The 12,594-nt window shown below is 48.3% G+C and carries 12 protein-coding genes; 8 read left to right on the top strand and 4 right to left on the bottom strand.

The window, feature by feature from the left end; translation table 11 throughout:
- Positions 1-27: 27 nt before the first annotated feature.
- Together ON064_RS03325 and ON064_RS03320 are read right to left on the bottom strand one after the other, a co-directional pair.
- Complete coding sequence (locus ON064_RS03325) at positions 28-1,086, bottom strand: LCP family protein (RefSeq protein ID WP_274623607.1); 1,059 nt, start codon at positions 1,084-1,086, stop codon at positions 28-30.
- A 164-nt stretch (positions 1,087-1,250) separates the two neighbouring features.
- Positions 1,251-1,886, bottom strand: coding sequence for a YigZ family protein (locus ON064_RS03320; RefSeq protein WP_274623606.1), 636 nt, complete (start codon positions 1,884-1,886; stop codon positions 1,251-1,253).
- A gap of 153 nt (positions 1,887-2,039) precedes the next feature.
- Here ON064_RS03320 and ON064_RS03315 point away from each other — a divergent pair, with 153 nt between their 5' ends.
- Positions 2,040-3,185 (top strand): sensor histidine kinase, encoded by a 1,146-nt coding sequence (locus ON064_RS03315; protein ID WP_274623605.1) that lies wholly within the window; start codon positions 2,040-2,042, stop codon positions 3,183-3,185.
- Positions 3,186-3,213: 28 nt separating this feature from the next.
- Entirely contained in the window at positions 3,214-3,888 is a 675-nt protein-coding gene (locus tag ON064_RS03310; RefSeq protein ID WP_058383351.1) for a response regulator transcription factor, read from the top strand.
- A 78-nt stretch (positions 3,889-3,966) separates the two neighbouring features.
- Here ON064_RS03310 and ON064_RS03305 read toward each other — a convergent pair whose 3' ends face one another.
- Positions 3,967-4,575, bottom strand: a complete 609-nt coding sequence (locus ON064_RS03305; protein ID WP_274623604.1) for a 3'-5' exonuclease — start codon at positions 4,573-4,575, stop codon at positions 3,967-3,969.
- Positions 4,576-4,706: 131 nt separating this feature from the next.
- On the opposite strand from ON064_RS03305, the gene ON064_RS03300 reads away from it, so the two are divergent.
- The 4 genes from ON064_RS03300 to ON064_RS03285 all read left to right on the top strand — a co-directional run bounded on the left by ON064_RS03300 (position 4,707) and on the right by ON064_RS03285 (position 8,297).
- Entirely contained in the window at positions 4,707-5,267 is a 561-nt protein-coding gene (locus tag ON064_RS03300; protein WP_274623603.1) for a DUF4440 domain-containing protein, read from the top strand.
- Between the two features lie 173 nt (positions 5,268-5,440).
- Complete coding sequence (locus tag ON064_RS03295) at positions 5,441-6,271, top strand: DegV family protein (RefSeq protein WP_274623602.1); 831 nt, start codon at positions 5,441-5,443, stop codon at positions 6,269-6,271.
- A 41-nt stretch (positions 6,272-6,312) separates the two neighbouring features.
- A complete protein-coding gene (locus ON064_RS03290; protein ID WP_274623601.1) occupies positions 6,313-7,641 on the top strand; it encodes an ATP-dependent helicase ComFA in 1,329 nt (442 codons plus the stop codon).
- Entirely contained in the window at positions 7,638-8,297 is a 660-nt protein-coding gene (locus tag ON064_RS03285) for a ComF family protein (protein ID WP_274623600.1), read from the top strand. The genes ON064_RS03290 and ON064_RS03285 overlap by 4 nt, the downstream gene beginning before the upstream one ends.
- A gap of 58 nt (positions 8,298-8,355) precedes the next feature.
- On the opposite strand, the gene ON064_RS03280 is transcribed toward ON064_RS03285, so the two are convergent.
- Positions 8,356-9,063 (bottom strand): SDR family NAD(P)-dependent oxidoreductase, encoded by a 708-nt coding sequence (locus ON064_RS03280; RefSeq protein ID WP_274623599.1) that lies wholly within the window; start codon positions 9,061-9,063, stop codon positions 8,356-8,358.
- Between the two features lie 126 nt (positions 9,064-9,189).
- Between ON064_RS03280 and hpf the strand changes: the two genes are divergently transcribed.
- Both hpf and secA read left to right on the top strand, forming a co-directional pair.
- The gene (gene hpf, locus ON064_RS03275; protein ID WP_101805149.1) at positions 9,190-9,759 is read left to right on the top strand and encodes a ribosome hibernation-promoting factor, HPF/YfiA family; all 570 of its coding nucleotides are present in this window, start codon (positions 9,190-9,192) and stop codon (positions 9,757-9,759) included.
- A gap of 292 nt (positions 9,760-10,051) precedes the next feature.
- Positions 10,052-12,568 carry a preprotein translocase subunit SecA gene (gene secA / locus ON064_RS03270; protein ID WP_274623598.1) on the top strand — a complete coding sequence of 839 codons (2,517 nt, stop codon included), beginning with the start codon at positions 10,052-10,054 and terminating at the stop codon, positions 12,566-12,568.
- The last annotated feature ends 26 nt before the right edge of the window (positions 12,569-12,594 follow it).

The raw sequence follows: 12,594 nt of genomic DNA, 5'->3' as shown, positions 1-12,594 counted from the left end.
GGCAACCGATAGCGGTTGCCAGTTTTTTTATTCTTCTTCCTGATCTGATCCGGTGGCTGGAAAAGCTTGATCGGTGAGGTCTTCTTCATTCAAGGAAAGATTGGAAGTGTCCGGTTTTAAACCGAGGTGGCTTTGGAGAATATCTTTCAATTCCTCAAGCGATTCTTCATCGGGCATGTAGTAGTAAATGCCTGTCGACATATCATCGTAACCTTGGACACTCATCGTCTCCACATCCGGTTTGCCATTTTTCGCATATTCGAAGAATGCCTGCATATCGCGGAAGCTCATATTGGTTTTCATATTGTCCCCGACTGCATCGATAACATTGCCGTATTTGGTAATGGATCCTGCTGACAAGGCTTTATCCATGATCGATTCAAGAATCATCTGCTGGCGCTTGCCTCGTTCAATATCATTGTCATAATAACGGGTTCTGGCCAAGGCCAGGGCTTCACTCCCGTTCAACTGCTGGATTCCCTCTTCCAATTCAATGGCGTTATGGGAATCCGTTTCGTCTTTTTCTTTTAAATCATAAGGAACATCGGCTGTAATCCCGCCAAGTGCATTGACCACATCGACGAAGGCATCGAAGTTCATCGTCATGTAATAATCAACCGGTACATCGAGCAGGCCTTCGACACTTTCGATTGTGGAGCGCGGTCCGTTCAGTGCATAGGCGTGCGTGATCTTGTCTTCATAACCAGAGTCAGGAATGAAGGTATACGTATCACGGGGGATGCTGACGAGTTTGACGGATTTATCCTCGTTATTCAATGTAGCTAAAACCAACGCGTCGGACCGGATGTTATCGCTGCTTTGGTCTCTTGCGGCACTATCATCGATGCCGATGAACAAAATCGAGATATTATCGTTTAACGGTTCGACTTGTTCGTCGCGGAGATCGGATTTGTCGCGTCCATCCGCTGATTCATACGCATTGTTCGCAGCAAACTCAGCTTTTTTCACGAGCCAAATTCCAAAGGCGGATAAACTAATCAACAAAGAGACAGCCAGGATGGCAGAGATTTTGATGATCTTCCGCTGCCGGCTGGACTTTGCCTCCCGTTTCATTTTTCTACTCATTATAGTTGCTCCTCTAAAGGGGGATTATGTGCGGCTTTGGTAGTAGCCAAGCACATGCAAGTGCCATTTCACTAATCTTAAGGGCATAGTGAATTTACGAATTTTCATTTTTTTGTGCTGTGGATATTATACAGTGATTTTTTCTGCACGTAAATGAAAAGAAATTATGGATGGGGAAATTCGAGGAATTCCGTGTGCGCTGACTCGATTTCAGCTTGCCCGTTCGTCAGTTCATTGACCCAGTCGATAAAAGCTTGTTCTTTTTCGATCGGCACATGGATGGATAGCACCACGGCATCAGAATAATCGATCCCTGCCAACGGATAATCCGACTGGCGAATTTCGTTTTCGATTTTGCCGAGCCAAGTATAATCGATAGACACTTTCATCAAATGGTGGAGACGCCGTTCCACCACACCGCTAGCGGCAATCGCTTCCGACGCGGATTTTCCGTACGCACGGATCAGGCCGCCGCCTCCGAGTTTGATGCCGCCATAATAGCGCGTCACCACCAGCACAGTATCCTTTAATCCTTGTTTTTTCAGCACTTCCAGCATAGGAACGCCCGCCGTTCCACTTGGTTCCCCGTCGTCATTCGCTTTTTGGATGGAATCGTGTTCACCGATGATGTAAGCTGAACAATTATGGGTAGCCTGGCGATGCTTGGATTTGATGGAATCGATGAAAGCAATCGCTTCCGCCTCCGTTTCTGCCCTTGCTGCATGGCCGATAAAGCGGGATTTGTTTATGAGTATTTCTGCATTGGCAGAAGAACCTACTGTTATGTAATTTTCTCGCATTTTTATTCCCCCTGTTGTAAAATGAAATCAGATAATTTGTAATGTATTCTTAATATGCTGTTGCGTATATAGTGATATACTTGTTAAAGCCCGTAAGGCGAAAGAAGCAAAGAGACGGATGGTTACAGTAAGTATAGCTAAGGCGGTTTTAGAATGGCAAAGAAAAACGATGGAACTTCATTAGATTCCATCTTTGACGAGCTGGTCGCAAAGATGGACCAGTCGAAACAGGATATTTTCGCCATTAGCGAAGAAAGTCGCCGCAGCTATGAAGAGATGAAGGACGAATTGGAGAATGTCAGGGCGAACATCAGCCGCATCATCGCGGAAGGTGACGCACTTGAAGAGCGGACTCGCTCGGCACGCCGGCGACTCGCAGAACTATCGGGTTCATTCGAATCTTTCACTGAAAGCCAGGTTCGCGAAGCTTTTGAGCTGGCCAACGAACTGCAAGTGCAATTATCCTTGAACCGCGCCGAGGAAAAAAAGTTTCGGCAAAAGCGGGACCGCCTGCAGCGCAAGCTCCAGAAGTTACTTCAGACGATCGAGCGTGCAGAGCGGCTAGTCAATCAAATCAATGTAGCCACCAATTATTTAGCGTCGGATCTGGAAGATTTCGGGGACGCGGTCGACAAGTCGAAGAGCAAGCAGGATTACAGCTTAAGGATTATCGAAGCGCAAGAAGAAGAGCGCAAGAGGCTATCGCGTGAAATCCACGACGGACCAGCCCAGATGATGGCGAATGTACTGCTGCGTTCGGATCTGATCGAAAAAACCTACCGCGAAAAAGGTGCAGATAAGGCCTTCAAAGAAATTTCTTCGTTAAAGGATATGGTAAGGCAAGCGCTTACGGAAGTCAGGCGCATCATCTATGACTTGCGTCCAATGGCGCTTGATGATCTCGGGCTGGTCCCGACATTGAAAAAATATCTGGAGACGATTGAGGAATACAATCGCGGCGTCCGGCTGTCTTTCCATTCCAATGGAAACGAGGTACGGCTCCCGAATAATTTTGAAACTTCCATTTTCCGGCTCGTGCAAGAATCGGTCTCGAATGCGATTCGCCACGGCAAATCGACAGATATCGAAGTCAAGATGGAATGGCTCACTGAACAGGTGTCCATCATCATCAAAGACAATGGTTCCGGCTTTGACCAGGAAATTGTCAAAGACCAGTCATTCGGCTTGACCGGCATGAGGGAGCGGATCGAATTAATCGGCGGGGAATTCTTCATCAACTCCACGCTTGGTGAAGGAACGGTGTTAATGTTTCATATCCCGCTGAAGGCGGGTATGTAAGATATGGTATTTTGAGGAGGACGACATAATGACAAAAATTATTATTATTGATGACCACCAATTGTTCCGGGAGGGCGTTAAGCGCATCCTGGACTTCGAAGAATCGTTTGAAGTGGTCGCAGAAGGCGGCGACGGCGAGGAAGTCATCAAGCTGTACGAAGAGCATCAGCCGGATGTTGTGTTGATGGATATCAACATGCCGCAAAAAAACGGCGTCGAAGCAACGGGAGAGCTAATCGAAAGATTCCCGGACGCTAAAGTCATTATGCTGTCCATTCACGATGATGAATCGTATGTGACGCATGCCCTTAAAACAGGCGCACTCGGCTATATGCTGAAAGAAATGGACGCGGACGCCATCATCCAGGCGATTAAAGTGGTCGCAAAAGGCGGCTCTTACCTGCATCCGAAAGTGACGCGTAATTTGGTGATGGAATTCCGCCGTTTGAGCGAACGCGAAAACAAAGGTTCTTTCCATCAAACAGAGATCCGTCGCCCTTACCATTTATTGACAAAGCGTGAAAGCGAAGTTTTACAGCTATTGACGGACGGACAGAGCAACCGCGTAATCGGTGAAACTTTGTTCATCTCTGAAAAAACGGTCAAAAACCACGTCTCGAGCATTCTGCAGAAAATGCAGGTCAATGACCGTACTCAGGCAGTCGTCACAGCCATTAAAAACGGTTGGGTAGAAGTACGTTAAAAAGCATTTGGCGGCAGCGGGTTCAACCGATGCCAAAAATTAAAAAAAGCGCCGGAAGCAAAAGCTTCCGGCGCTTTTTTACATGCGTCCGATACAGAATTGATAGATCGATGCAGTGACCAGGCAATCACCAAGCGCGTCGTGCGCATTGTGCTCGAGCTCGAGATAGGCGGATAATGTCGTCAATTTGTGGTTCGGTGTTTCCGTGATGAATTTACGTGCCAGCCTGACCGTATCGATGACTTGGTAAGGGGGCACCGGCGTAATGTGTTCAAGCGCATAAAGGAATCCCATATCAAATGGTGCATTATGGGCGACGATCGGCAAATCTCCGATAAAGTCAATCAGTTGTGGGGCGATTTCCTCGATGACCGGCGCATCCTGGACATCGCTGTTGCGGATTCCTGTAATGCGGGTGATCGTGCTGGAAATCGGCCGCTCCGGATTGATCAATAGATACATCGTGTCTTGCTGGTGGTGGCCGATAAATTTAACCGCACCGATTTGGATGATCTTATCATCGCCCGCACGCAAGCCGGTCGTTTCGAAATCCAGCACAATATAGTCATCTGCCGGTTCCATCGTCAAATTGTATTTTTTCGCTCGTGCAGCGGTTCTTCTTTTCGGGTAGGTGCGTGTGTCCTGTAGCTTTTGGTTGAGCAAGCGCTCTGCTTCCCGTTTTTCCAAATGATCGCCTCCTGTGAGTTTCCTTCCATTGTACATGACAGTGGAAGGAATTGTCCCGTCGCATATTGACACCGTTTCTTCATTGTATTCCGTGCGAGGCTATGGCAAAATGAGCGCAGGAGGAATGCATCATGAAAAAATGGATAATGGCAACTGGGCTCATGCTCGTACTCGCAGCTTGTTCAGGCGAAGACGATTCGCCGGTCAATGGCAATACTGCAGAAGACGGCAATGCCACCAATGAAAACAATGCGGTTGAACACGGCATCACAGACCAAGAAGTAGGGTTTACATTGGATGATGAGGGTGATGTCATCGCTGCGGATGTTCCAGAAGCTGAAAAGCAGGAACTCCTTGGCGCGTATGAGGAATACATCGCGGCTTTTAATGCGGAAGACATGGACCGCTATATGGCGACCATCGCGGAAAATCCCGATGGCTTTGATCGTGAAGAAGACCAGCAGGCATTGAGCGAAGCCTTCGAAAATTACGACACAACATATACGACGAGCAACGAAACAATCGTCAAATACGAAGAAGACCGGGCTGAAGTATTTGCCACGATCGATGTGGAGATGAATGAAGCCGGCACAGAACAAGGGATGCAGCAATCCGGGCGCCAAGTGGTCGTTTTTAAGAAAGAGCAGGATGACTGGAAAGTGACGAGCCTGCATTTCATCGGAAATCAATAATGAAAAACTAAACCAAGGGCTTTTCCTGGCAGGCAAATGGATGCTTGTAGCCGGAAAAGCTTTTTTGGATTCGCGCCAGTTTAAAAATAGTGAAAACAGACCGTCCAATGGATCGGATTTTTTGTCTATTGGCAGGCAAGTTTTGGTAAGATAGCAGTGGAGGCTGATTGAAAATGAAAACAGCAATTGTGACAGACAGCACAGCATATATTCCGCAGCAGCAAGCAAATGATAAAGGCATACATGTGGTGCCTTTGCAGATTACATTCGGCAATGAGTCCTATGCGGAAACCGAATTGGATACTGTGGAATTTTACGAAAAAGCACGTGAAGAGCTCCCGAAAACCTCTCAGCCGCCAATCGGGGAGTTCATTTCATTATACGAGCAGCTTTCAGGGCAACACGAGGAAGTGGTAGCCATTCACCTGTCTAGCGGCATCAGCGGAACGATGGCTGGGTCGAAGCAGGCGGGAGAGATGACCGAAGGCGTGGATGTCCACGTATTCGATTCGGAAATCGCGTGTGCAGTTCAAGGCTTTTATGCGCTAAAAGCAGCGGAACTGGCGGATCGAGGCATGAATGCTAAAGAGATTCTCGCAGAACTTGAGGAAATGAAAAAAACGCTGCGTGCTTATTTTATGGTGGAAGACCTTCGCCATTTGCAGCGTGGCGGGCGTTTGTCAGGAGCGCAAGCTTTGGTCGGCAGCATGCTCCAGATCAAACCGTTGCTGCATTTCCAGGACAAGCTGATCGTCCCGTATGAAAAGATCCGCACACGAAAAAAGGCGATGAACCGCATCGCGGAAGAATTGAAAAAAGACTGCGGCAAAGAACCGCTTCAAGCGACGGTCATCCACGCCAACCGGCTCGAAGAAGCGGAAAAATGGAAAGCGGAGCTTGAACTGGCCTGCCCGGATGTGGAATTCACGATTTCTCATTTCGGTCCGGTCATCGGCACGCATTTAGGAGAAGGCGCGATGGGCCTTGGCTGGGCAAAGAAATGACCGGCCAACACCCTTTCGGCTATAAAAAAAGGAGGAAATCCATGCAAGCAATCGAAGCATTTTTAACAGGGAGGATATGGATAAAGCAATTCATTCCGTTCCCGGAAGAAGTCATACAGGAAGCAACCGAGAAAGGCAGCGCACGCGTAGTTAGCGGTATATCGGCTGACGGCCAGTGTGCAAGATGCCTTGAGACGTCGCCCGATTATGTGATTCCATTCCAATGTGCAACGTGCGGCGAAGTTTGCCGCTATTGCCGGACATGCATCAAGATGGGGCGCATCAGCAGCTGCACAGAATTGGTTTTGTGGACATCTCCTGCACTTCCAAAATCAGCCCCACGTGCCTTCGGGTGGGTCGGCAGCCTAACGCCTCAGCAGGAAACCGCATCGAAAGCCATCTCCGAAAGCATCCGGAAACAGGAAGATCACCTCTTGTATGCGGTATGCGGTGCCGGCAAAACCGAAATTCTATTTTCCCCGATCCACGAAGCGCTACAAAAAGGATTACGCATTTGTGTAGCGGCGCCGCGCACAGATGTCATACTCGAATTGTCCCCTAGATTCAAACAGGCATTCCCCGATGCCGTTATCCATACACTCTACGGCGATAGCCCCGAACAAACCGGCTACGGAGAAATTATCCTGGCCACCACCCATCAATTGTATCGATTTCAGGAAGCCTTCGACTTACTATTCGTCGACGAAGCGGATGCTTTTCCATATTCGCTTGACCCATCGCTTGAACGGGCAGTGAAAAAAGCCGGCAAGCCGTCCGCTCCTGTCATCTACATTTCCGCCACTCCATCCAAAACACTCCGAAAACAAATTGCCGGACACTCCACCATATTCAGGCGCTATCATGGCGCGCCACTGCCAGTTCCTGTCTACCGGGCGATGTGGAATTATGAACACCATCTCCGAAAAGGCAAGCTTCCGTCTCCATTAAAAGATTGGATAGAAGACAAGCTGCAGAAAAAACAGCCGTTCCTCCTGTTCTTTCCATCTATCCAATTGATCGAGCTAGCAAGCCCGCTCCTGTACAAAATCGATTGCGCAATCGCTGCGGTCCATTCAAAAGATCCACAGCGCAAGGAAAAAGTGATGCAGTTGAGGGAAGGTGCTTTAGCAGGTCTTGCCACCTCCACTATATTAGAACGCGGCATCACCATCCCCCACTTGCAAGTCGCGGTTATCGGGGCGGATCACCGGGTATTCGACCGGGCAGCGCTCATTCAAATTGCCGGGCGGGTTGGGCGAAACGCAAAAGATCCTACTGGAGACGTCATCTTTTTCCACAATGGCATCACCAGGCAAATGGACGCGGCAAGACAAGAAATCCTCTTCTATAACAAGGAGGGGAAAGCATGAATTGCTGTTTATGCGACCAAGCATTGCGCTTTGCCCCTTCGTGGCGCGGCATTTTCCTCTATGAACCTCCAGAATTGCTCTGCCAACCGTGCCGAAATGAGTTTTTAAAAATTATCGGACAAGGCTGTAAATATTGCGGCAAAGAGGGCGAAGCGGTTTGCCGTGATTGCCATTACTGGGAAGAGCATGGCTACCGGGACCTTATCCATTCTGGAAAAAGCCTTTACCGCTACAACGGTGCCATGAAAGACTGGTTCCACCAATATAAGTTTTTAAAAGATGTCTTATTGGCACAAGTGTTTGCGAAGGATTTAAGGGAAGCCTTGGCGAACGAGCGAGCGCTAATCGTACCGATTCCGCTGAATGCCGAGAAGCTGAGCGAACGGAGCTTTTCGCAAGTGGACGAATTGCTATTGGCGGCGGGGATTCCATACAGTCATCTGCTGGAAAAATGCGGTGAAACTTTAGGGGAGAAAACCCGCGAGGAACGGATGGCGACAAAGCAATTGTTTCGATTGAACGGGGAAGCGGTTCCGAAACAACTGGTGCTGGTGGATGATCTCTATACGACAGGCACAACGATGCGGCAGGCAGCAAAAATTTTGCAGGAAGCAGGTGCAGAGTCAATCCGCATACTCACTTTGATTCGCGCGTAATTGAAAAGCCAATTAATTCTTAGGCAATAAAAAAACAGCTGCATAGCAGCCGTTTGTATTAATGTTCGTAAATCATTTTGCGTGTCATGCCGCCGTCAATCGTCAAACATTCCCCTGTGATGAAGGAATTATCCGGATTCGACAAGAATAAGCACGCTCTAGCGATATCGTCCGTTGTGCCGACACGCCCGCTCCAATGCTGCTCATGATCGACTTTACGGAGCTCGTCCCGGTCGCCGGTATGTATCCAGCCAGGGGCAATCGAGTTTACGCGGATGCCTTTTGTATGAAGGCTTGCTGCGAGCGAGTGGCTGAGCGCAAAAATCCCGCCTTTGGAAGCTGAGTAGCTTTCCGTCCCTTGTTCTGACATGAACGCTCTCGTCGATGACATATTGACGATTGATCGGATGTCCTCATCCATATAACGGGCAGCTTCTCGGCTGCAGATAAAGACGCTCTTCAAATTCGTATTGAGCACGCGGTCCCAATCTTCTTCCGTCAATTCCCAAAGTGGCGTAAATTCCGAAATTCCGGCGTTGTTGATCAGTACATGGATGCTGCCATGGGATTTGTGGATGTCAGAGAAGACGCGTTCGACTTCCGAAAAACTTCCTACATCACAGCGGCGGTATTCCACTCCGTCGATTTCGACTTTTTCAATATCCAGGCCGATGACGTTCGCGCCTTCTTTTTGGAAATAGTGTGCTACGGTTTTCCCGATGCCTTGTGCGGCACCTGTCACTACAATCGTTTTATTTGTAAACATGGGCTTCATCTCCTTGTCATATAGTTTACCTTTTTACTATAGTGCTGAAACTTTTTACGTTTCAAGAAGGATTCCGGAGGGAACAACTAGAAATAGATAGATAGCAAAACAGAAGGAGGAGTTCACATGCTGCAATTCAACATCAGAGGCGAGAATATTGAGGTAACTCCCGCAATACGCGAACACATCGAGAAGAAGGTAGAGAAAATCGAACGCTACTTCACCGATGGAGCGAATGCAACAGCGATGGTCAACTTGAAAACGTATAACCATAACCAAACAAAAGTGGAAGTTACAATTCCGATGAAAAACTTAACACTACGTGCAGAAGAACGGCACGATGACCTCTATGCAGCGATCGATTTGATCGTTTCAAAACTGGAACGTCAAATCCGCAAGTATAAAACGAAAGTCAACCGCAAATTCCGTGACCGCGAAGGCATGGGCCTTGCGTTTGCACAAGCCGAAAGCGAAGCACAAAACAACGGTGCTGCGGAATCGGATGATGAAGAAGACTTGAAAATCGTCCGTACAAAACAATTCGATTTGAAACCAATGGACGAGGAAGAAGCAGTTCTTCAGATGAATATGCTCGGGCATAGTTTCTTCGTCTTCACAGACGCGGAATCAAATGGCACGAACATCGTCTACAAACGTAAAGACGGTTCTTACGGATTAATCGAAACAACTTCATAATTGTGAAAGCCTCCTGTAACGGGAGGCTTTTGTTGTGCGGTTATTTACATAATAAGTGTCTTGTTTTTTCTTGATTGTAGATGTAACAGCAATCGGTTCTTTTTGATAGGATTTTGCGCATAGGTGAAAAATGCATTGTTTGCACGCTTTATAGTGCAGTGTTAAAATGAATGATGAGATTTTTTTTGAAAATGCTGCATATGATTAAGATAAACCCAAAGAATGAAAATATGAGCAATCGCGGTTTCTACGCTGTCTTCAGCCGGAATCGCCATGCAGGGAGCGGTTAAACATGCTTGGAGTATTGAATAAAGTATTTGACCCGAACAAACGGGATTTAAAACGATTGGAAAAAGTGTCAGACCAGGTGGAAGCACTGGCCGACGAGTATACGGCCAAGACAGACGAAGCCTTAAAAGCAAAAACAGCCGAATTCACAGCACGTTTCGAACAAGGCGAGTCACTCGACGACATGCTGCCTGAAGCATTTGCAACAGTGCGCGAGGCATCAAAGCGCGTACTGGGGATGTATCCATTCCGCGTCCAGATCATGGGGGCCGCATCGCTTCATCAAGGGAATATTTCCGAGATGAAGACTGGTGAAGGTAAAACTTTGACTTCGACGATGGCTGTCTATTTGAATGCCATCACGAAAAAAGGCGTCCATGTCGTGACCGTCAACGAATACTTGGCGAGCCGCGATGCGGAAGAAATGGGCCAACTCTACAATTGGCTTGGCCTGACGATTGGGCTCAACGTCAACAGCTTGACGAAAGAACAAAAACGCGAAGCTTACCAAGCAGATATCACATATAGCACGAATAATGAGCTTGGCTTTGATTATTTGCGCGACAATATGGTGCTTTATAAAGAAGACATGGTTCAGCGCCCGCTTCATTTTGCCGTCATCGATGAAGTCGATTCAATCCTGATCGATGAAGCGCGGACGCCATTGATCATTTCAGGGCAAGCGGCGAAGTCTGCACAGCTTTATATGCAGGCAAACGCGTTCGGCCGCCTGCTGCAGAAAGATACGGATTACGCTTATGATGAAACAACGAAAGGTGTCGTGTTGACGGAAGAAGGTATTGAAAAAGTCGAGAAAGCCTTCAGCATCGATAATTTATTCGATTTGACCCATGTGCGTCTGAATCACGCGATCAACCAATCGCTAAAAGCGCATGTGACAATGCAAAAAGACGTCGACTATGTCGTCCAGGACGGCGAAGTGGTCATTGTCGACCAATTCACTGGCCGCCTCATGAAAGGCCGCCGCTACTCGGACGGGCTACACCAGGCGATTGAAGCAAAAGAAGGCCTCGAAGTCCAGAACGAATCAATGACGATGGCGACGATCACGTTCCAGAACTACTTCCGCAAATACGAGAAATTGTCAGGTATGACCGGTACGGCAAAAACGGAAGAAGAAGAGTTCCGCAATATCTACAATATGAATGTCATCTCCATTCCGACGAACAAGCCGATCATCCGTGATGACCGTGTCGATTTGATTTATGCGACAACGGAAGGCAAGTACAAAGCGGTTTCCGAGGACATTATTGAGCGCCATAAAAAAGGGCAGCCGGTTCTTGTCGGTACCGTTGCGATTGAAACGTCCGAAATCATTTCCGCGTATTTGACCAAAAAAGGCATCAAGCATTCGGTCTTGAATGCGAAAAACCACGCACATGAAGCTGAAATCATCCTAGATGCCGGCCAAAAAGGCGCCGTCACGATTGCCACGAATATGGCAGGGCGCGGAACGGATATCAAATTGGGTGAAGGCGTCATCGAAGCGGGCGGCCTCGCGGTCATCGGTACGGAACGCCACGAATCCCGCCGCATCGATAACCAGCTGCGCGGCCGTTCCGGACGCCAGGGAGATCCCGGCGTGACGCAATTCTATCTATCGCTTGAAGATGATTTAATGCGCCGCTTCGGTTCGGACTCCATGCGCAATATGATGGGCAAACTGGGTATGGACGACTCCCAGCCGCTGCAATCACGCATGGTGACGCGCTCTGTCGAATCCGCACAAAAACGGGTGGAAGGCAATAACTTCGATGCACGGAAACGTCTTTTGCAGTACGATGATGTGTTGCGCGAGCAGCGTGAAATCATCTATAAAGAGCGGATGGAAGTGCTCGAGACGGACAATATGCGTGAACTTGTCGACAATATGATCGATAGTTCGATCGGCCGTATGGTTGCAAGCTATACAACAGCTGAAAAGCCTGAAGAATGGCACTTGAAGTCCTTAACGGAAGTGATTTCTGCCAATCTCTTGCCGGAAGATACCATCACCGAACAAGATCTAGAAGGCAAGACGCAAGAACAGATTATCGAATTTATCCGCGAGAAAGTAACAGCGCATTATGACGAAAAAGAAGTTGAAATGACGCCTACCCGCATGCGCGAATTCGAGAAAGTAGTTCTCCTGCGTTCGATCGATACGAAGTGGATCGACCATATCGATGCGATGGACCAGTTGAGACAAGGGATTCACTTGCGTGCATATGGCCAGAATGACCCGCTTCGTGAATACCAGAACGAAGGCTTTGCCATGTTCGAGGCGATGATCGAAGCGATTGAAGACGACGTGGCGAAATACGCCATGAAAGCGGAAATCAAGAACAATCTCGAGCGTGAAGAAGTGGCAAAAGGCCAAGCCGTCAACCCGAAAGAAGGCGGGGATGCACCACGCAAAAGAAAAGAGCCTGCCCGCCGCGAGATGGAAGTCGGGCGCAATGATTTGTGCCCATGCGGCAGCGGCAAGAAATTCAAGAACTGCCACGGGGCAGCTTCGTAAACGATTGTTTATGGCCGAAGAGCAAA

Source organism: Planococcus sp. A6, from assembly GCF_028823615.1.
In the GTDB taxonomy this organism is placed as follows: domain Bacteria; phylum Bacillota; class Bacilli; order Bacillales_A; family Planococcaceae; genus Planococcus.
This window is presented reverse-complemented; position numbering and strand designations above follow the sequence as displayed.